Below are 19,929 nucleotides of genomic sequence, written 5' to 3'. Positions count from 1 at the left end.
AACTGCGCCGGTCGGCCGAGTGCGCGCCGCGGGGCGGGCCCGCGGCGCGGATCGTCAGTGCGCGACGAGGCCGGTCGGGCGGTCGGGCGCGGGCGGGACGCGGAACAGGCGGGTGAACAGATCCAGGTGCGCCGGGTCGCCCTCGACGCGGACCTTGCCGCTGGCGATCGCGTCCGGCGCCGACAGGTTGCCGTTCAGCAGGTCCAGCAGCGCCGGCCCCTGCGGCTCGATCACCAGGTCGGCGGCGGGCAGCGCGCCCGCGGACGCCTTGAGCGCGCCGTCGTCGACCATCGCGTGCACGACCATGTCGCCGGGGTGGTGCAGCTCGTAGTTGACGTGCACGCCCGTGGCGGCCTCCTCCTGGAAGGTCGTGTAGAGCGAGATGATCGCGGTGTCGAGCGTGAAGACCTCGTCCGGCTTCGGGTAGGTCAGCGACCGCGAGCCCCACAGGCCGAGGTCGAGCACGATGTGGTCGAGCTCGGTGCCGTACTCGGTGAGCTCGTAGACGATGCCGCCGTCCAGCTGCGACAGCACGCGGCGCCGGACCACACCCGACTCTTCGAGCTCGTTGAGCCGCGAAGTCAGGATGCTCACCGGGATGCGCGGCAGGGTGCGCTGCAGGTCGGTGAACCGCTTCGGGCCGAGCATGAGGTCACGGACGACGAGCAGCGACCAGCGCTCGCCGACGATCTCGAGCGCCCGGGCCAGGCCGCAGAACTGTCCGTAGGTGCGAGCAGAGGTAGGCATACTCGGGTCCTCACTTGTCTCGGGGTGCCAGATCGGGCACCACCCCCGAATCGCGCAGGGCCGCGAGGTCGGATACGGTGCCCCGTGACGCACCAATCCGCCGCGGGCGTCGCTGTCTACGGTGACGGTTCAGCGCGGTGCGCGGCCAGTGAGTCCCGCACCGGCCCACCATGCGTTTCCCATGTCAACCCATGCGTTTTGCATGACTTCTCCGTGTTTGCCGCACTGGCTGAGTAGACCTCGCGTGGAGCAGGATTCAAGTTCTCGTCCCGCCCCACCCGGCTACCGGCAGGAGAGCCCATGCGCACGACAGCTGTCAACGCACGGGTCCCGGAAGACGGCGGCGCGACCCCGACGCGGGCCCCGGCCTTCCGCCGCCACCTGCGAGCCGAGGTCAGGGCGGGCAAAGGGGCGTACCTGTTCTCCGAGCAGGGCGTGATCGCGATGCGCGGGGCGAAGATCGAGTCGCTCGCGGCGCTCCTGGACGGCAAGCACGACCTGGACCGGCTCCTGCGGGACCGGCCCGGTGGCATGGCCCCGGAGGAGGTCGCCGCGCTGCTGGCGCAACTGGTCGACGCCGGGCTGGTGACGTTGCGCAGCCAGAGCGACGAAGACCGGCTCGGCGACGAACGCGCGCTGGCCTATTGGGACGCGTGCGGCGTGGACGCCGACCTCGTGGCCGCACGGCAGGGCACCGTGCGGCTGACGGCGGTCGGCGACAGCGCCGACGGGGTCGACCCCGGTGCGGTCGAGCGGGCGCTCGCCGGTGCCGGGCTCGGGGTGGTGCGCGCGGACGAGGGTGCCGCCGATCTCTCGGTCGTGCTGTGCGCCGACTACCTCGACCCGCGGCTGGCCGTGGTCGACGCCGAACACCGGCGGGCCGGGCGGCCGTGGCTCCTGGCGCGCCCGTTCGGCGCCCAGGTGTGGATCGGCCCGGTGCTGCAGCCGGCCGGCGCCTGCTGGCACTGCCTGACCCACCGGCTGTGGGGCCACCGGCACGCCGAGGCGTGCGTGCAGGAGGAGCTGGGCCACGCCGGGCCGGCGCGCCGCCCGATGCCGGCGTTGCCGCCGCTGACCTCGGCCGCGGCGCACCTCGTCGCGCTGGAGGCGGCCAAGTGGGTGGCCGGGTACCGCTACCACGGCCAGCAGTGCGTCTGGACGCTCGACACGCTGGACCTGCAGGGCCGGCTGCACGAGCTGCGCCGCCGGCCGCAGTGCCCCGGCTGCGGCGACCCGTGGCAGGTCGCGTGGCGTTCGGTCCGCCCGGTGACGCTGCGGCCGGCCAAGAAGGCGACCACCGGGGGCGGCGGGCACCGCACGGCCACGCCGTCGCAGATGCTCGAACGGCACCGGCACCTGATCAGCCCGGTCACCGGGATCATCAAGGAGATCCAGCCGGACCCGGCCGCGCCGCCGTTCGCCAACGCCTACCGCTCCGGGCCCAACGTCGCCCGCGGCATCACCGGGATGGCCGCGCTGCGCGCCGGGCTGCGCTGCGAGAACGGCGGCAAGGGCGTCAGCCCGCTCGACGCGGAGGTCAGCGCGCTCTGCGAGGCGGCGGAACGGTTCTCCGGCAACTTCCAGGGCGACGAGCTGCGCATCCGCGGCTCCTACGACGAGCTGGGCGAGGAAGCCGTCCACCCCAACGCCTGCATGCTCTTCGCCGGCCGGCAGTACGTCGACCGCCTTGCCTGGAACCGCGCGCACGCCGACTTCCAGCACGTCCCCGAGCCGTTCGACCCGGCGGCCCGCACCGACTGGACGCCGGTGTGGTCGCCGTCCGGGCGCCGCCGCCTGCTGCCGACGTCCTACCTGTACTACGGGACCCCGCGGGAGAGCGCGGCGCGCGGGGTGCGCGCCGACTCGAACGGCGCGGCGGCGGGCAGCAGCCTGGAGGACGCGATCCTGCAGGGCGCGCTCGAACTCGTCGAACGCGACGCCGTGGCGCTGTGGTGGTACAACCGGACGCCGGTGCCGGGGGTCGACCTCGCGTCCTTCGCCGACGCGTGGCTGGAGGAGATGGCGGGCAACTACGCGGCGATCGGCCGCGAGCTGTGGGTCCTCGACGTGACCTCCGACCTGGGGGTCCCGGTGACCGTCGCGCTTTCGCGGCGGACCGACGGCCCGCACGAAGACATCATGATGGGTTTCGGCGCGCACCTGGACCCGCGGATCGCGGTGCGCCGCGCGGTGACCGAGCTCAACCAGATGCTGCCGGTCGTGCAGGAAGGCGGCCACGGGCTCGACGACCCGGACGCGCGGCGCTGGCTCGCCTACGCGACCGTCGCCAACCAGCCGTACCTGCGGCCGGCGGCGGGGCAGCGGATGCGGACCGCCGCGGACTTCCCGTTCGTCAACCGGCCCGACGTCCGCGACGACGTCGAGGCGCTGGGGCGGGTGTTCGACCGCGCGGGCCTGGAACTGCTGGTGCTCGACCAGACGCGCCCGGACGTCGGGATCCCCGTGGTCAAGGTGCTCGTCCCGGGCCTGCGCCCCTTCTGGGCCCGGTTCGCCCCCGGCCGGCTGTTCGACGTGCCGGTCGCGCTGGGCAGGCTCGAGACGCCGACGCCGTACGAGCGGCTCAACCCGTTCCCGATGTTCCTCTGAGCGCCCCGTGCGGGAGCTCGGTGTTCGTTGTTCGCCTGAGGAGTTTGGCCTTGCCTGCAGACCACCCGGAGGGGATCCCGGAGACCGTCCGGCTCTGGTCCCTCACCGAAGACACCCTGCTGGAGGCGGGGGACGACGACACGATCGTCGCGATCACCTGGTGGGGTGAGTACGAACTGGCGGGCATCCCCGGGCCGGTCCGCGAATCACTGGGCCGGATGGTGCTCGGCCCGGTCTCGATGGGCAACCTCGCCTCGTCGGCGACCGGCGGCGCCGAAGCCTGGGCGGGCGCGCTGCGCAAGGCCTTGAACCGGCTGTCCGGCTCGGTCGTGCACTCGCTGGCGCTCAACGACGGCCGCGGGCCCCTGCTGTCGGCGATCCCGGTTACGCAGTACCCGGTCTTCCCCACCGATCCGGTGCCGCCCGGGCGGCTCATCAAGCTTTCGCGGTTCTCGGCGATGCGGCCGGACGGCGGCGGGCTGCTGCTCGAGTCGCCGCGCGCCCGGTACCGGGTCGCGCTGCTGCGCCCGGCCGCGGTGACCGTGGCGTCGTCGCTCGCCCGGCCGGTCACCGTCGCGCAGGTCGCCGAGACCACCGGGCTGGCCGAAGCGGTGGTGGGCGACATCGCCGCGTTCCTGGTGGCGTCCGGCGTGGTGCTGGCGGCCGACGACTGGGCGGAGTTCGCCGAGGACGGCGACGACGACCTCGCCGCCTGGTCGCCCGACGACCTGATGTTCCACGCGCGCAGCCGGACGTGGCAGAAGGGCGGGTCCTCGGAACCGGGGCCGCGCCGGACCGGCGCCGAGCCGCCGGTGGTCAAGCAGATCACCGCGGGCCCGACCTTCCCGTTGCACCGCCCCGACGCGGCGGCGCTCAAGGCGACCGACCCGACGCTGAGCTCGCTGCTCGAGGAAGACCACGTGTGCCCCGAGGTCACCGAGCGCGCGTTGTCGGCCGAGCAGATCGGGGAGTTCCTCTTCCGCGCCGCGCGGGTGCGCTCGATCGGGCCGACGTACCTGCCCGGCGGGCCCGGCCACGAGGCGTCCCAACGGCCGTACTTCAGCGTCGCCTGCCTGTACGAGCTCGAAATCTACGTCGCCATCAACCGGTGCGCGGGGCTCGGGCGCGGGATCTACCACTACGACCCGTTGTGGCACACGCTGACGCTCATCAACGACGACGCGGTGGCCCTGGACGGCCTGCTCGACCTGGCGATGATCGGCGCCGGCAGCCACCGCCGGCCGTCGGTGCTGCTGACGATGACCGCGCGGATGTCGCGGATCGCCTGGGTGCTCGGCAGCGCCGCGTACGCGACGACGCTGCTGCACGTCGGCGCGCTCCAGCAAGTCCTGTACCTCACGGCGAAGGCGATGGGGCTCGCCGCGCACGCCGTGCCGGTGGACGCCGGCGACCGCGTCGACCGGTCGCTGAAACTGGAGTGGCCCGCCGAAGTGAGCGTCGGCGAGTGCGTCCTCGACTTCCCCGGGGTCGGTTGACCCCCTGAATCCGGGCGCCGCCCTGTTACCTTGGTGCTCTGGGGTGCGGGGTGACGCGGGAGGGGCCGTGGTTTATCCGGTGCGGGTGCGTGGGCTGCGGTTTCGGAGGCAGGCCACGCAGGTCGCGGACGAGCGGCGGGATTCCCGCGCGCTCGTGCTCGGCGCGCAGGCCGTGGCCGCCGTCGGCGTGGCGGTGCTGGCGGTCTTGCCGGTGCTGACCGGTGCGGCGCCCTGGTTCCTCCGGCTGGCCGCGCTGGCGTGCGCGGCGGGGCTGGTGGCCGGGCACCTGTTCTGGTTCGCCCGTGGCCGCGTCCGGCGCCCCTGGCTGGCCCTGACCGCGCAGGCCGTCCTGGGATTCGGGCCGTTGCTGCCGCTGGGAGAGCCGTGGAGCACCGCCGGCGGGTTCTTCGCCGGCGGCTTGCTGCTGGTGGCCCCGCCGGCCAGAGCGGTCCCCTGGGCGCTGCTCGCGTGCGTCGTGGCCGGGGTCGTTTCGGCGGTGCCGGGCTGGCCCGCCGGCTTGCTGGAAGCGGGGTTGGGGAGCGCGGTGTCGGCCGGCGTGGCGGCGCTGTCGCTGTTCGGGCTCGCGACGGCCGCGCGGGTGGTCGCCGGGCGGGCGAAGGAGGTGTGCGAGCTGAAGCGCCGGACCATCGCCGAGGAGCGCATGCGGTTCTCCCGCGACCTCCACGACCTGCTGGGATTGAGCCTTTCGGCCATCACCCTCAAGGGTGAACTCGTGGATCGCCTGGTGCCCGGCAAACCGGAGCTGGCCAAGGCGGAACTGGCGGAGCTGCTCGTGATGTCCCGGCGCGCGCTGGCCGACGTCCGCACGATCGCGGCCGGCTACCGCGAGCTGTCGCTGGACGAGGAGTGCCGCGCGGCGGCGGAGGTGCTGAGCGCCGCGGGCACCCGCGTGACGGTCGCCCGCTCCGGCATCGGCGAGCTGCCGCCGCCGGTGGCCACGACGCTGGGGACGGTGCTGCGCGAAGGCGTGACGAACGTGGTGCGCCACAGCACCGCGAGCTGGTGCGCGTTTTCGGTGAGCACGGAGAACGGCACGGCCTGGCTGGAGATCGTCAACGACGGCGCGAACGGCGCGGGCGGCGGCGAGGGCTCGGGAGCGGGGCTGCGCAACCTCGGCGACCGCGTGGAGGCCATGAACGGCACGCTGACGACGGAAGTGGGCCCGGACGGCACCCACCGCCTCCTGGTCGCCATCCCGGTCGGGTCGGTGCGCCGCGAACGCCCCCGGGCGAGCTGACCCCGCCCCGCCTCCCCACCGCCCCAAGCACCCCAATGTGGCGTTGGGTGCGCTGGACGCACCGAACGCCGCATTGGGTGCGCTGGACGCACCGAACGCCGCATTGGGTGCGCTGGACGCACCGAACGCCACATTGGGGTGCTCGTGGTGGAGGCGGGCGAAAGCGCTTTCCAGGACCGGTGCGGTCAGAGCCACTCGGCTTCGGTGGCGATGCGGATGGCGTGGACCCGGTTGCGGGCGTTCAGCTTCGTCACCACGGCGGCCAGGTAGTTGCGGACCGTGCCCGCCGACAGGAACAGCTCGGACGCGATGTCGGCGACCGTGCGCCCGCGGGCCGCCAGCGAGAGGATCTCGATCTCGCGCGGGGTCAGCGGGCAGTCGTCGGTTTCCCAGGCGGCGAGCGCCAGTTCGCTGTCGATGACCCGGCGTCCGATCGCGACCGACCGGACCGCGTTCGCCAGCTTGTCCGACGGCGCGTCCTTGAGCAGGAAGCCGTTCACCTTGGCGTCCAGCGCCCGGCGGACCGTGCCCGGCCGGCCGAGGCTGGTCAGGATCAGCGTGTGGACGTCCGGCAGGCTCTCGTGGATTTCGATCGCGGCGGACAGGCCGTCCTTGCCCGGCAGGTCGATGTCGATGATCGCGACATCGGGCTGGGCCGCCTTCGCGGCGGGCAGGATCTGGTCCCCCGTGGACACCTCGGCGACGACCTCGATGTCGGATTCGAGGTTCAGCAAGGCGACGAGCGCGCCGCGGACCATGTGCATGTCCTCGGCCAGCAACACCTTGATCACGACGGTACCTCGCACCCCAGTCCGACGACTCCGAACGGTAATTGTACGCCATTGCCCGGCGACGCCGGAGTTTCGCGGAAGGGAAACCCCGATCGCGCACCCGGGGAGAATGTCCCCTCAATTCCCGCGCACTTACCCGAGATAGGCGGGTGCCCGCAATCCCGCGGCCGATGACGGCAGGTTGGGCCGAACGGCCGCGGGCTCATCCCCAGTCTTCCCGCCGCCCGCGGACCGCGGGCGGCGCATCCCCAGTGCTTCGTTCAGCTCGCCAGCGAACGCGAAACCGCGGCCTGGCGCAGGTCCGGGAGGGCCAGCAGGACGGGCGGGTCGAAGCCGTGGCGCGGGCGCAGCCGCACGTCGGCCAGGCTCGCCGTGACGCCGCGCTGGATGTGCACCGGGCCGGTGAGGCCGGTGAACGGCCGCAGCGCCTGGTTGCCGTCCAGCGCGCAGGTGCCGAAGGCGTGGGTCAGCACGTACCATGACCCGAGCGGAACGTCGGCCAGCGCGTACGGCCCGGGACCGGGCACGACCACGTGCCGGGCGGGGGTGCCCTCGGCGATGCGGGCGCTGAAGAGCCCGATGAACACCGGTCCGACATCGGCCGGCGACGAGAGGCGCAGCTGCCCGCGCACCGTGGCGCCCGAGCCCGGCTCGGCCTGCCGGTCGGCGATCCGCGGCGCCATGCCGTGCAGCTGGCGGTACCCGGACGGCGAGATGCCGACGCTGCCGCTGAACCGCGCGCTGAAGGTGCCGACGCTGTTGTACCCGACCTGGTGGCTGATGTCGGCCACCGAGATCACGGTGGTCGCGAGCAGGCGTTTCGCTTCCGCCAGCCGCAGGGCCGAGAGGAACCGGCCGGGCGAGAGCCCGGTGACCCGCAGGAACACGCGGGTGAAGTGGAACTTGCTGAACATGGCCGCGCGGGCGAGGTCGTCGATCGTGAGCCGCTCGCCCAGGTTGTCTCGCATGGTCACGATCGCTCGTGCCACGGCTTGCCGGACGATCTCATCCATGGTGGCCGTCCTTCCGGTCGAGGAGTGCCGCCCGATCGCCTTCCCGGCGAAGGCACCCGGAGCGGGAATTGATTCCGGCTAAAACTGTAGATCCGTTGCCGTCTACTTCTTAAGTGCTCTGTGCACCGGTCGACGTGGATTTCACCGGTGGTCGACATGCGTTTTGCACATGCCCTGTTTGTGGGGGTTCGGAGCGGGTAGCCGACGTGCACCGGACGTGTGTCACCCGTGCCGGTGATAGCAAAGCGCATCCGGCCGACCGCGCTTGGTCACGAAATCGGCGTGATCCGCTCATGATTCGACTTCTTGTTAGTCCGTTCGGAGTCTGCTCCGGAACCGCACGGACCATGTGTAAGCCACAGTGCCCCGATGATGCGGGCACTGGCTGTCCCAGCGTCGTTCGGCGACGATTTATGTCACGTGAAGCATTCATCTTCGCCACTGGGAGCAAAAAATGTCCGCACAGGTTTCCGCTGACGTCCGCGCACTTTTCGCCGATATGGGTATCGAGTTCGAGAAGACCGCGACCGATCTGGCCATCGACCGCTTCGAGCAGTGGAGCAACCGCGGCGCCGACGTCCGCCCCGTCATGGGCACCATCTGCAACATGGACCTCCTCGAAGCAGCCTGAGGGGTGTTTGCCCTGTTCCTGAGGGTGCCGAGCCGGTCTCGACGGATGCCTCCCGTGTCCGCCGCGACCGGCTCGTCGCATGTGGAGGGCCCGAGTGTCCACTCTCGCCGGCCGGGGAGTTTCCAACCGTACCGCCGGTCCGCTCGTCACGGCCGGTAGCCGTCCGGTCGCCAGGTGGCATTTTTAACCTGGTACTTACCTGACCCGGTGTATTCCCGCGGCAGTAGCGGCAAAGTGGTGCCCGAATGGTGCAACCGATTCGTCAAGCAGAATGTTTAACTGAGCTTCTGGGGAATCGTGAGTGCGGAGGCACCCGTGATCAGAGTGCTGGTTGCCGAGGACATGCACATCGTGCGGGGCGCGCTGGTCGCCCTGCTGCGGCTGGAGCCCGACATCGAGGTCGTCGCGGAGGTCGCGTCCGGGCTGGAGATCCTGCCCACCGCGAGGGCCAAGCAGGCGCAGGTGGCGGTCATCGACATCGACCTGCCGGGCAAGGACGGGCTCACCGCGGCCGGTGAGCTGCACGAGCAGCTCCCGGAGTGCCGGACCCTCATCCTGACCAGCCTGGGCAGGCCCGGGACGCTCAGGCGCGCCCTGGACGCCAAGGTGGGCGGGTTCCTGCTGAAGGACGCCCCGCCCGACAAGCTGGCCAACGCCGTGCGCGGGGTCCTCGCGGGCCGCCGCATGGTCGACGGGGACCTGGCGCTGGCCGCCTGGGACACGGTGGACTGCCCGCTCACCGGCCGCGAGCTCGACGTGCTGCGGATGACCGCGCAGGGCTACGGGACCGTCGAAGTCGCCGCGCGCCTGTACCTGTCGGCCGGCACGGTCCGGAACTACCTGACGACCATCGTCGCGAAGCTCAACGCCCGCAACCGGGTCGACGCCATCCGCATCGCGGAAGAGTCCGGCTGGCTCTGAGCCGCGAAGAAACTGGTCCGGACCAAAAGGTGCAGACCAGTATTCTCGTGGTTCAGACCGGTACGACCACGCGCAGCCGGAAGCGCCCGTCCGGCTCGACCCCGGCGGTGAGTTCACCGCCGAGGTCGGTGACCCGGTGCGACAGGTTGCCGATCCCGCTGCCCGGCGAGGTGTCCCGCGGGGTGACGACGGTGTCCGGGCGCCGCGGTGCGGGCACCGCGGGTTCTGCCGGCGCCGCGGGCGCCCCGGCCGCGCCGGGCTCCTGGCGGGCGGAGCGGGGCCCGTCGCCGTTGCGCTCGACGCCGTCGTTGACGATGTCGAGGCAGATCCCGTTGTCCATGCGGCGCATCGCGATCTCGCAGCTCTCGACCCGGCTGTGCCGCAGGACGTTCGTGACGCCTTCGCGCAGGACGACGGCCAGCACCGTCCGCACCGGCATCGGCAGGTCGTCCTCGAGCATCTCCATCCGCACCCGGACGTCGGCCGCCACCAGCACGGACTTCGCGGTGCGCGACTCGCTGTCGAGGGACAGCTCGCGGTAGCCGCTGGCGACCGACCGGACGTCGGAAAGGGCTTGCCGCGTCAGGCCGAGGACTTCGGTCAGCTCCTCGGCGGCGCGGTCGCGGTCCAGCGGCAGCACCCGCGCGGTCAGCTCGCTCTTCAGCGCGATCGCGGACAGGCTCATGCCGAGCAGGTCGTGCAGGTCGCGGGCGAACCGCAGGCGTTCCTCGGCCAGCGCCATCTCGGCCAGCCGGCGCCGGGTGATGTCGAGCTCGGTGACCAGCCGCACCAGCCACAGCAGCCCGAACACGGCCAGCCCGGTCATCACGGTCGCGGCGGTGTAGAAGACCGTCGAGGTGACGTCCGCGCCGGAGAACCGCTGGATCTCCGCGTAGGCCGCGATGTTGACCGCGAAGAACGCCCAGCCCGCCACCGGCGGCAGGACCAGCAGCCCGGTCCCGATCAGCAACCCGGGCACGCTGACCCAGTTCGCGCCCAGCGGCAGCAGCGGCAGGTAGGTCAGGCAGATCTGGACGAAGAGCATGCCGTAGCTCTGCACCGACCGCAGCTGCGTCAACGGCCGGTTGAAGTACGAGAACTGCAGGGCCAGCAGCGCCACCACGCAGCCGACCACCAGCGCCACCTGCCACGCCTGCGTGGTCAGCTGGAGCACGTGCACGGTCGCGCCGCACCCCATGATGGCCATGCACGCCGGCAGCAGCCAGCGGATCCGCTTCGAGTCGCTCGCCGACCGCTCCGTTTCGGGCGCGGCGGACCGCACCGTCCGGTCGGGTACCGGGAGGTCGACGCGCAGCCGGAAGCGGCCGTCCGCGCCGGTCTTCACGGTCGCGGTGCCGCCGAGCGCGGCGACCTCGTCGGGCAGGGCGGTCAGCTTGCTGTCCGGGCCGAGCGCGGGGTCGTCCGCCGTCACCCCGTCGTTGACGATCTCGAGGGTGACCTTGCCGTCGTGGTGCCGGACGTCGATCTCGCAGTGCTCGACTTCGCTGTAGCGCAGGACGTTCGTGACACCTTCGCGCAGCACCCGCGCGAGCAGCGTGCGCGCCTGTACGGGCAGGTCGCCCTGGTCGAGGTGGATCTGCACGGCGATGTCGGAGGCCGACAGCAGCGTCTCGGCGGTCCGGGACTCCTTCTCCAGCGACAGCTCCCGGTAACCGTGGGACACCGCGCGGACGTCGGACAGGGTGCGCTGCGCGGTGGCGGTGATCTCGCCCAGCTCGGCCTTGGCGCGGTCCACGGACTTGCGCATCAGCCGGTGCACGAGCTCGCCCTTGAGGGCGATCGCGGACAGGCTCAGCCCGAGCAGGTCGTGCAGGTCGCGGGCGAAGGCGAGGCGCTGCTCCGCGACCGCGCGCTGGGCCAGTTCGGTGCGGGCCTGGTGCAGTTCGTTGACCAGCCGGACGAGCCGGGCCAGCAGGTAGAACAGGAAGCTGTAGAAGGCGGCCGCGAGCCCGTTGTAGATCGCGGACAGCGGCGCGGCGTCGAAGATCCAGTAGACGAAGACGACGCTGAGGCAGACCGTGACGAGCGTCGGCCAGGCCCACCGGGGCGGCAGCACGAGCAGCGCCGCGCCGCCGACGAAGTCCGGCATGTCCGCCCAGTAGACGCCGAAGGTCGGGATGGGCAGGTAGGCCAGTACGACGACGACGGCGAGCAGGACCCGGCTGGTCGCCGAGTCGAGCTGGGCGCCCGGCCGGCTGAACCACAGCAGCTGGATCGCGAGCAGCCCGGCGACGGCGGCGATCGCGTACACGGCGTGCCAGCCGTCGACCGACGTCGGCAGCAGGTTCACCACGCCGACCACGCCGAACCCGGCGACCACGACGACGACGATGGCCGCCGCCAGGTAGGTGGCCAGTCGTGGACGCCGGTCCGCCGCGGTCGTGCCGCGGGGTTCGGCGGTCGCTGAGCGCCCGGTGGGGGGCTCGAGTGCGGCGACCGGAGACATCAGTGCGGACCCCCCGGAGTCTGCGCGGCGGCCGGTCCGCTCGGGAGGCCGGAACCTGGACGCGGTGTGCATGGCGTGCGGTAGATCCTAACTCACGGGAGCGCGCCGAAAACGGTGCGAAAGCGCGCAGAACGGTCCCGGCGGGCCGTTCGGACGCCGGGAAACGGAGTTGACAGCCGGTCAGCGGCCGCCCGGCGCGGGCGGGAACCCGAACGCGTGGGCGAGCAGACCGAGGAAGTCGAGGCGCGACACGGCGACCGATCCGGTGTGCAGCACCGAACCCTGGGAGAGCCGGAAGAAGCTCAGCCCGGACTCGTCGTCGTCCCACGAATCGTCGCCCGCGGCACCGGGGATGTGCCGGGTCGCGGGGAAGTCGTCGGTGAACCCGGTGCCCGCGGCCGAGAACGCGGCGACGTCCCAGCCCAGGTGCCGCCGGTACTGCGCGACCTTGGCGTAGGGCGCGCGGGACACCAGCACCAGGCGCAGGCCGGGATCGTCCAGCGCGGCCGCGACGTCGGCGGTCCGCGCCACGTCGGCGGGTCCGCTGTGGTCGGCCATCGGGTGGTGCACGGCCAGGCGCTGGTGACCGCCGAACAGTTCGGCCAGCGAAACGCGGCCCCGCGAACCCTCGAACAGGTACTCGGCCCCGGCGACGACGCGGGGGCGGTCCAGCTCCGGCACGGTCAGCTCCGTCATGACTCGTCCTCCCTGGCTTGGTCCCACAGCGGATTGTGAGCCGGTACCGGGGCCGGAGCCCAGGGTTCGGCCGGGGAACCGCAACTTAGGAGACGCGGCCCCGCCGTGCCGGTCCGGGCGGGCGACCCTAGGCTCGGCCCATGGCACGCTATTTCGACCTGCACCCGGAGAACCCGCAGAAGCGGTCGCTGGGCCAGGTCGTCGAGATCCTCCGCGGCGACGGGCTGATCGCCTACCCGACCGACTCGTGCTTCGCGCTCGGGTGCCGGCCGGGGAACCGGGACGGGCTCGACCGGATCCGCAGCATCCGCAAGCTGGACCACCGGCACCACTTCACGCTGGTCTGCCAGGACTTCGCCCAGCTCGGGCAGTTCGTCATCGTCGACAACTCGGTGTTCCGCGCGATCAAGGCGGCGACCCCGGGCAGCTACACGTTCATCCTGCCCGCCACCAAGGAGGTGCCGCGGCGGCTGATGCACGAAAAGAAGAAGACGGTCGGCGTGCGCATCCCGGACCACCGCGTCACCCAGGCGCTGCTCGCCGAGCTGGGCGAACCGCTGCTGTCGAGCACGCTGCTGCTGCCCGGCGAGGGCGAGCCGATGACGCAGGGCTGGGAGATCAAGGAAGAGCTCGACAACGTCCTGGAAGCGGTCCTCGACTCGGGGGACTGCGGGGTGGAGCCGACGACCGTCGTGGACTTCTCCTCGGGGGAGGCGGAGATCCTGCGCGTCGGCGCGGGTGACCCGGCCCCGTTCGAGTGACGCCAGGCGCGCGGCCGTGCGGTCAGCTCTCCAGCAGTTCCAGCCATTCGGCGGTGTGGCGGCCGGTGAACGCCAGGTCCAGGTCCTCGGCGAAGCGGCGGCCGGTCACCAGCAGGCAGAAGTCCTCCGCCGGGCCGCTCACGCGGTCGGTCGCGTTCTCCGGGCCGAAGTCCCAGCGCGCTCCCGACGGGGCCACCAGCTCGAAGCGGAACGGCTTCGCGGGTGGCGTCTCCTGGTGGCGCCGGTAGGCGCGGTCCCTGGTCCGGACGCCGTAGTAGGCGACGTGGCCGATGGCGTCGTCGCGCTGCGGGGTGACGCCGAACAGGTCGGCGATGTCCTGGCCGCCGGCGAAGACCTCGGTCAGCACGGCCGCGGCCAGCACCGACGGGCGCAGCGGGCCGTCGCTCCACGGCAGCTCCGGCTCCGGCGGGGCCGCGGCCAGCAGGGCGTTGGCCTTCCGCTGCTCGATCAGCCAGATCAGGATGGCCTCGTCGAGCGAGTCGTACGAGATCTGCGGGGTGACGCCGAAGGCACCCGGGTTTTCGACGCTGAGCCGGACCAGCCGCGCGGTCGACGTCAACCGGGCGAAGTGCCCGGTGATGTTCGGGCCGGGACCGTACCCGTGGCGTTCGGCCAGTTCGGCCAGCGCCTCCGTCTCGGTCTGCAGGTCCGTGAACACGTCGGCCATCGGTGCCACCCTCCTGGGTCCGGGACTGCCCGGGTCCAGGCTGGCAGGCGGGCTCGCGGGGGCTCCACTCCGCGGTTGCGACGTCCGCCTCGGCTATGTTCATCCGCACGGACGAAGGGAGCGGGCGTGAAGTACCTGCTGGCGATGTACCTGAACCCCGACGTGATGGCGAACCTCTCCGAAGCCGAGATGGACACCATCATGACCGGGCACCAGGATTTCATCCGCACGATCAGGGAATCCGGCGAGATGATCAGCACGCAGGCGCTCGGCGCGGTCGCCGACAGCTCCGTCGTGCGGGTCCGGTCGGGACTGCCGGCCGTCACCGACGGGCCGTTCGTGGAGTCCAAGGAGTTCCTCGCCGGCTACTACCTCGTGGAGTGCGCGAGCAAGGACCGCGCCGTCGAGCTCGCGGCGATGATCCCCGACGCCGCCGTCGAAGGCCTCGGCATCGAGGTGCGCGAGGTCGTCTTCTTCGCCGACGCCGAAACCGAAGTCCCCATGGCGTGACCGGGGTCGCCGAGGTCCTGCGGCCGCTGGTGCCGCAGGTGCTGGGCGTGCTCGTCCGCCGGTACGGCCAGTTCGACGCGTGCGAGGACGCCGTCCAGGAGGCGCTCCTCGCGGCGAGCGAGCAGTGGCCGGCCGAAGGCGTCCCGGACCACCCGCGCAGCTGGCTGATCACGGTCGCCACCCGCCGGCTGACCGACCTCTGGCGCAGCGAAAGCGCCCGGCGGCGTCGCGAAGAGACGGTCGCCGTGCGCGAACCGGCCCCCGTCGTCGCCGGACCCGGGGAAGAGCGGCCCGCCGACTCCGACGACACGCTCACGCTGCTGTTCCTGTGCTGCCACCCCGCCGTTTCGCCGCCTTCGCAGGTCGCGCTGACGCTGCGCGCGGTCGGCGGGCTGACCACGGCGCAGATCGCCAGCGCGTTCCTGGTGCCCGAGCCGACCATGACGCGCCGCATCACCCGCGCGAAGGAGAGCATCGCGGCGGCGGGCTCGACGTTCGGCGAACCGTCGCCCGCCGACTTCCCGGAGCGGCTGCGCGTGGTGCTCCAGGTGCTGTACCTGATCTTCAACGAGGGCTACACGGCGACGTCGGGGGAGGACCTGCTGCGCGTCGAGCTGGCCGCGGAGGCGATCCGGCTGACGCGCGCGGTGCGCGCGCTGATCCCGGGCGAAGGCGAAGTGGCGGGCCTGCTGGCGCTGATGCTGCTGACGGACGCGCGGCGGGCGGCGCGCACCGGCCCGGACGGCGAGCTGGTCCCGCTGCCGGAGCAGGACCGCACGCGCTGGGACGCGGCGATGATCGCGGAGGGCGTCGAGCTGGTCCGCGCGGTGCTCGGGCGCGGCCCGATCGGGCCCTATCAGGTCCAGGCGGCGATCGCGGCGCTGCACGACGAAGCGCCGAGCACGGCGACGACGGACTGGCCGCAGATCGTCGAGCTGTACGGCGTGCTGGCCGAGCTCATGCCGGGCCCGGTGGTGGCGGTCAACCGGGCGGTGGCCGTCGCCCAGGTGTCGGGCCCGGCGGCGGGCCTGGAACTGCTGGACGGCGTCGACGTGGCCCACCGGGCCGACGCGGTCCGGGCGCACCTGCTCGAAGAGGCCGGGCGGCCGGCGGAAGCGCGCGAGTTCTACCTCAGGGCGGCGAAGCGGACCGAGAGCGGCCCGGAACGCCGTTACCTGCAAGCGAAAGCGGACCGGCTCGGCGGCGCACCGACGTCGTGAAAGGGTCGTTCACGTCGCCGGACGACATGAACGACCCTTTCACGACAGCGGGTCAGCGGACCACGATGCCCGTGGCCGGCTCCGGAGCCGCCGGGACGTGGAACAGCTGGGCGAACAGCTCGAGGTCGGAAAGCTCGCCCTCGATCGTGATCTTGCCCGAGCGCAGCGCGGTGGGCGCGGTGAGCTGGCCGCTCATCAGGTCCAGCAGCGCCGCACCGTGCACGGCCTTGATGACCAGCTCGGCGCCGGGGAACCGGCCCTCGCCGACCTTGACCGCGCCGTCCTCGACGAGGGCGTGCACGATCATGCGGTCGTCGTAGCGGATCTCGAAGTTGATCTGGACGCCTTCCGCGCACTCGGCGCGGAACGTCGTGTACAGCGACAGGATCGCCGCGTCCAGGGTGAACACGTCGTCGGCGCCGGGGGCGTGCAGCGAGCGGGCGCCCCAGAGACCGAGGTCGAGCAGGATGTGGTCGAGCTCGCTGCCGTACTGGGTCAGCTCGTAGACCAGGCCGGCTTCGAGCTCGGCGCGGACGCGGCGGCGGATCACGCCGGTCGCCTCCAGCTCGTTGAGCCGGGCCGACAGGATGGACGGCGGGATCTTCGGCAGGCCGGCCTGCAGCTCGTCGTAGCGCTTCGCGCCGAGCACCAGGTCGCGGATGATCAGCAGCGACCAGCGTTCACCGATGAGCTCGAGCGCGCGGGCGACGCCGCAGAACTGGCCGTAGGCACGGGTGGGTGCAGTGGGCATCGAACGTTCCTCACTTCTTTCTCGGGCGATCCGACGGTCGGCGGGTGCCGGGGAAGTCTGGGCGGATCAGCGGTGGTCGCCTTCGGAGATCAGCTCCCGGTGCAGCGTCTGCAGGTCGTCGCACGGTTCGACGCCCAATTCGCCGGCCAGCCGGGAACGGAGCCTGCGGTAGACGGTCATCGCGTCCGACCGCCGTCCGCTGCGGCCGAGCGCGCGCATCAGCTGCCCGTGCAGGGCTTCGTCGAGCGGGCTGCCGGTGGTCAGCGAGCGCAGCTCGCCGATCAGCTCGCGGTGCCGCCCGCCGATGATCTCCGCTTCGATCCGCAGGTGCAGGACACTGCGCCGCTGCTCCAGCAGCTCGGTCCGGTACGCGGACAACACCGGTCCACAGTGGACGTTCGCGAACGGCGTGCCGGACCAGAGGTCCAGCGCCGCGCGGTAGGCGTCCGCGGCGGCCGAGTGGTCGCCGGCGTCCTGGTGCTCGTGACCGATCTGCTGCAGCCGGGTGAAGTCGTACGTGTCCACCTGCGTCGGATCGATGTGGAAGGTGTAACCGGACTGCTTGGTGGTCAACATCTTTTCGCCGTCCGCGGCCAGCTCGTTCTGGTCGATGCACCGGCGGAGGTGGTAGACGTAGGTGTGCAGCGTGGTCCGGACCGTCCGCGGCGGGTTGTCCGACCAGAGCTCCCGGATCAGGGTGTCGATGTGTACCATCTTCCCCGGTCGCATCACGAGCACGGCCAGCAGTGCCAGCACCTTCGGGGTCGTCGGTGCGTAGTCGGTTCCTCCACGCAGCACTTCCAGCGGCCCCAGTACGGTGAAGCGGACACCACCCTGGTCCGGCTCGTCGGTTCGCCGCTGTTCGGAGTACATGGCAGGCCTCCAGCATCATCAATGCGTCCTCGCGCTCCCCAGTTCGTGCCGCGCGGGTCGGTGGACGGCCGAACTCCGGGCTTCTATCCGAATGTGACAGAGCGGGGCCCCCGCGGCCAGTGAACCGCCCACCAGAGTCCTCGTGCGTTCGCCCCGTCCCCGCATGCGTTTCGCACGGCCCGGATGTGCGTTGTGCACCCGCGGCCATCTGGCCGAACCAGGACCCGGGCCGTCCAGGGGGTCCCCGGAACGGACCAGACGGGACTCCCGGCGGACCGCGGACGATCAAGACCGCGGGTGTTGCGCACGCCGGACCCGGGCGTTGCGCACGCCACACCCCGGCGCAACTCCCGCACCCGGGTGGGTGTCACGCGTCCGGGTTGGACGGACGTCGGGATTCCTCAATCGCTCGTCGATCGATCTGCGAGAAGTGGCGTCTTCCCTGGCACCAAGAGAACCAGGAGAACTGCCATCAGGGGAATTCGAGGTTTGGACTGATGATGTTGCGCTCTATTGCGGCTGTCGGGGACGACAGCGAGTTCGGCGAACAGCGCCGCGAACCGGCGCTCGAGCGAGTTGAAAAGTCGGTCCGGCCCGCCGTCCTGCAAGCGATCTCGTCCATCCAGGAGCGGTACTTCGAGCCGATCACGCTCGCGGAGCTGGCGTCCGAGGTGTTCGTGAGCCGGTTCCACTTCTCGCGGATGTTCGCCGAGGCCACCGGGGTCACCCCCGGCAGGTTCCTCACCGCCGTGCGCCTGTTCGAGGCGAAGCGGCTGCTGCTGACGACGTCGCTGAACGTCTCGGACATCGTGTGCAGCGTCGGCTACAGCAGCGTCGGCACGTTCACCAGCCGGTTCTCGCGGGCGGTCGGGATGACCCCGACGCAGTACCGCGAGCCGCAGGTGGCCGAGCTGCTCGTGGCGATCTCGCCGACGTTCCAGCGGCTCCCGCCGCTGCGGACGCTGCGCGCGGCCGGCCGCAGCTGCGCCTCGCTGCAGACCGGCTCCGGCGTGCTGTCGCTGCAGCTGGACATGCCGCGCGGCGCGGCGCCGGCGGACACCCTGGTCGGGCTGTTCGCCGACCCGGTGCCCCAGTGCGGCCCGGTCGCCTTCGGCGGCATGGCCAACATGACCTCCGGCGACCTCACCATCCACGGCGTCCCGGCCGGGCGGTGGACGGCGATCGCGGTCGCCCAGCACCAGCCGGGCCACGCCGGGCCGCGCTTCTCGATCGGCTACTCGGCCGTGCAGGTGGCCCCGCACGGCCAGTCCACCGGCCGCGTCGGCCTGCGCGCCCCCGCGTCGACCGACGCGCCGATCGCGATCACCCTGGCGTCGAAGCAGTCGCCGTTCACCCAGCGCATGCTCGCCGCCCAGCGGCCGCACCTGCGCGCCGTCGCCTGATCCCCCCGACACAGTAAGGACGACCACGACGATGTCCACTGTCATCGGAGTACTCCGCAAGCGGGTGCTCGCTCCTTCGCTCGCTTCGGTCGGCTTCGCCGAACGCGGCTTCCCCGTCACCCACACCGAAGCGACGGCCCGGCTGGAGGCGGTGCCGCAGGCGGTCGTGTGCGGGTTCGAATGGGCCATCGAAGGCGCTTCGCTGTGGGAGATCGAGCGCCGGCTCGCGCTGATCGAGCCCGAGCAGCGCGGGTTCGCCTACGAAGGCGCCACGATGGGGTACACGATCCTCGACGCCATGCCCGGCGGCGGCCGCAACCGCACGCGCGAGCTGCTTGAAGGACCGGGCCGCCCGCACATCTTCCTGACCTACATCGGGATCGGCTTCGCCATGGCGCGGCTGCCGCGTCCACTGTGGAAGAACATCCTGCCCGAGCTGTCCGGGGTGGCCTACCACCCGGTGATGAGCTGGCTCGCCGTCGACGGCTTCGGCTTCGACCGCGCCTACTTCGACACCGACAAGTGGGTCGGCGAGCAGGCCGAGCCGCAGCCCTACCCGTGGGCGGGCCGCCCTGAGTACTTCGCGCGCGCCTTCGACCAGGGCGTCGGCCGGGCGCTGTGGTTCATCAACGGCGGCAACCCGGACGCGGTCGCCGCCGCGGTCGGGCGGTTCGCCGAGGGCCGCCGGGCGGACCTGTGGAGCGGCGTCGGGCTCGCGGCGACGTTCGCCGGCGGGGCCGACCAGGCCGGGCTGGGCAAGCTGCGGCGGCTGGCCGGGGAGCACTACGACGAGCTCGCGCTCGGTGTGGTGTTCGCGGTCAAGGCCCGCACGTACTCCGGCTACGTCCCGGCCCACACGCACCTCGCGGCCGGCGTGCTCACCGACCTGTCGGTGCAGGGCGCGCAGAACCTCGCGGACCGCACCGAGCGGGCCGACGGCGAGGACGGCCCGGAACCCGCTTACGAGCTGTGGCGGCAGCGGATCCGCGACGAATTCGACGTCGCCGCAAAGCGTCGCGCGAGCTGAAGGGGACTTTGCTCGCATCTCATGAGCTGAAGGGGACGTTCCTCGCATCAGATGAGATGAACGTCCCCT

18 protein-coding genes are annotated in these 19,929 nt (G+C 71.9%); 10 read left to right on the top strand and 8 right to left on the bottom strand.

Annotation, left to right across the window (positions count from 1 at the left end; genetic code table 11):
- Positions 1-54: 54 nt before the first annotated feature.
- The gene (locus tag AB5J73_RS47580) at positions 55-747 is read right to left on the bottom strand and encodes a winged helix-turn-helix transcriptional regulator (RefSeq protein ID WP_247020216.1); all 693 of its coding nucleotides are present in this window, start codon (positions 745-747) and stop codon (positions 55-57) included.
- A gap of 300 nt (positions 748-1,047) precedes the next feature.
- On the opposite strand from AB5J73_RS47580, the gene AB5J73_RS47575 reads away from it, so the two are divergent.
- From AB5J73_RS47575 to AB5J73_RS47565, 3 genes are all read left to right on the top strand, one after another.
- Positions 1,048-3,354, top strand: coding sequence for a TOMM precursor leader peptide-binding protein (locus AB5J73_RS47575; RefSeq protein WP_370966738.1), 2,307 nt, complete (start codon positions 1,048-1,050; stop codon positions 3,352-3,354).
- A gap of 50 nt (positions 3,355-3,404) precedes the next feature.
- The gene (locus tag AB5J73_RS47570; protein WP_370966736.1) at positions 3,405-4,850 is read left to right on the top strand and encodes a SagB/ThcOx family dehydrogenase; all 1,446 of its coding nucleotides are present in this window, start codon (positions 3,405-3,407) and stop codon (positions 4,848-4,850) included.
- Positions 4,851-4,917: 67 nt separating this feature from the next.
- Complete coding sequence (locus AB5J73_RS47565; RefSeq protein ID WP_370966734.1) at positions 4,918-6,108, top strand: sensor histidine kinase; 1,191 nt, start codon at positions 4,918-4,920, stop codon at positions 6,106-6,108.
- Positions 6,109-6,293: 185 nt separating this feature from the next.
- Here the strand turns inward: AB5J73_RS47565 and AB5J73_RS47560 are convergent, their stop codons facing one another.
- Both AB5J73_RS47560 and AB5J73_RS47555 read right to left on the bottom strand, forming a co-directional pair.
- A complete protein-coding gene (locus AB5J73_RS47560) occupies positions 6,294-6,899 on the bottom strand; it encodes a DNA-binding response regulator (RefSeq protein WP_086860973.1) in 606 nt (201 codons plus the stop codon).
- Positions 6,900-7,159: 260 nt separating this feature from the next.
- Positions 7,160-7,912, bottom strand: coding sequence for a helix-turn-helix domain-containing protein (locus AB5J73_RS47555; protein ID WP_370966732.1), 753 nt, complete (start codon positions 7,910-7,912; stop codon positions 7,160-7,162).
- Between the two features lie 454 nt (positions 7,913-8,366).
- Here AB5J73_RS47555 and AB5J73_RS47550 point away from each other — a divergent pair, with 454 nt between their 5' ends.
- On the top strand, positions 8,367-8,543 hold the full coding sequence (locus AB5J73_RS47550; RefSeq protein ID WP_370966730.1) for a hypothetical protein: 177 nt from the start codon (positions 8,367-8,369) through the stop codon (positions 8,541-8,543).
- A 315-nt stretch (positions 8,544-8,858) separates the two neighbouring features.
- Positions 8,859-9,464 (top strand): DNA-binding response regulator, encoded by a 606-nt coding sequence (locus AB5J73_RS47545; protein WP_370966728.1) that lies wholly within the window; start codon positions 8,859-8,861, stop codon positions 9,462-9,464.
- Positions 9,465-9,516: 52 nt separating this feature from the next.
- Here the strand turns inward: AB5J73_RS47545 and AB5J73_RS47540 are convergent, their stop codons facing one another.
- Together AB5J73_RS47540 and AB5J73_RS47535 are read right to left on the bottom strand one after the other, a co-directional pair.
- Positions 9,517-11,931, bottom strand: a complete 2,415-nt coding sequence (locus AB5J73_RS47540; RefSeq protein WP_370966726.1) for a sensor histidine kinase — start codon at positions 11,929-11,931, stop codon at positions 9,517-9,519.
- Positions 11,932-12,111: 180 nt separating this feature from the next.
- Positions 12,112-12,627 (bottom strand): DUF899 family protein, encoded by a 516-nt coding sequence (locus AB5J73_RS47535; RefSeq protein WP_370966724.1) that lies wholly within the window; start codon positions 12,625-12,627, stop codon positions 12,112-12,114.
- 140 nt (positions 12,628-12,767) lie between these two features.
- Between AB5J73_RS47535 and AB5J73_RS47530 the strand changes: the two genes are divergently transcribed.
- Positions 12,768-13,388 carry an L-threonylcarbamoyladenylate synthase gene (locus AB5J73_RS47530; protein WP_370966722.1) on the top strand — a complete coding sequence of 207 codons (621 nt, stop codon included), beginning with the start codon at positions 12,768-12,770 and terminating at the stop codon, positions 13,386-13,388.
- Between the two features lie 22 nt (positions 13,389-13,410).
- On the opposite strand, the gene AB5J73_RS47525 is transcribed toward AB5J73_RS47530, so the two are convergent.
- On the bottom strand, positions 13,411-14,076 hold the full coding sequence (locus tag AB5J73_RS47525; protein WP_370966720.1) for a maleylpyruvate isomerase family mycothiol-dependent enzyme: 666 nt from the start codon (positions 14,074-14,076) through the stop codon (positions 13,411-13,413).
- 126 nt (positions 14,077-14,202) lie between these two features.
- On the opposite strand from AB5J73_RS47525, the gene AB5J73_RS47520 reads away from it, so the two are divergent.
- Both AB5J73_RS47520 and AB5J73_RS47515 read left to right on the top strand, forming a co-directional pair.
- A complete protein-coding gene (locus AB5J73_RS47520) occupies positions 14,203-14,586 on the top strand; it encodes a YciI family protein (RefSeq protein ID WP_370966718.1) in 384 nt (127 codons plus the stop codon).
- Complete coding sequence (locus tag AB5J73_RS47515; protein ID WP_370966716.1) at positions 14,583-15,806, top strand: RNA polymerase sigma factor; 1,224 nt, start codon at positions 14,583-14,585, stop codon at positions 15,804-15,806. The genes AB5J73_RS47520 and AB5J73_RS47515 overlap by 4 nt, the downstream gene beginning before the upstream one ends.
- Positions 15,807-15,858: 52 nt before the next feature.
- Here the strand turns inward: AB5J73_RS47515 and AB5J73_RS47510 are convergent, their stop codons facing one another.
- Both AB5J73_RS47510 and AB5J73_RS47505 read right to left on the bottom strand, forming a co-directional pair.
- The gene (locus AB5J73_RS47510) at positions 15,859-16,557 is read right to left on the bottom strand and encodes a winged helix-turn-helix transcriptional regulator (protein WP_370966714.1); all 699 of its coding nucleotides are present in this window, start codon (positions 16,555-16,557) and stop codon (positions 15,859-15,861) included.
- 66 nt (positions 16,558-16,623) lie between these two features.
- Positions 16,624-17,430: a BTAD domain-containing putative transcriptional regulator gene (locus AB5J73_RS47505; protein ID WP_370966712.1), complete on the bottom strand. Its 807-nt coding sequence runs from the start codon at positions 17,428-17,430 to the stop codon at positions 16,624-16,626.
- A 497-nt stretch (positions 17,431-17,927) separates the two neighbouring features.
- On the opposite strand from AB5J73_RS47505, the gene AB5J73_RS47500 reads away from it, so the two are divergent.
- Entirely contained in the window at positions 17,928-18,833 is a 906-nt protein-coding gene (locus tag AB5J73_RS47500; RefSeq protein WP_370966710.1) for a helix-turn-helix transcriptional regulator, read from the top strand.
- Between the two features lie 31 nt (positions 18,834-18,864).
- A complete protein-coding gene (locus AB5J73_RS47495) occupies positions 18,865-19,860 on the top strand; it encodes a DUF1702 family protein (RefSeq protein ID WP_370966708.1) in 996 nt (331 codons plus the stop codon).
- Positions 19,861-19,929: the final 69 nt, after the last annotated feature.

Origin of the sequence: Amycolatopsis sp. cg9, from assembly GCF_041346945.1 — a bacterium.
GTDB lineage: Bacteria > Actinomycetota > Actinomycetes > Mycobacteriales > Pseudonocardiaceae > Amycolatopsis.
The sequence above is the reverse complement of the archived record's forward strand: the minus strand, read 5'-3'. Positions and strand labels throughout refer to the sequence as shown.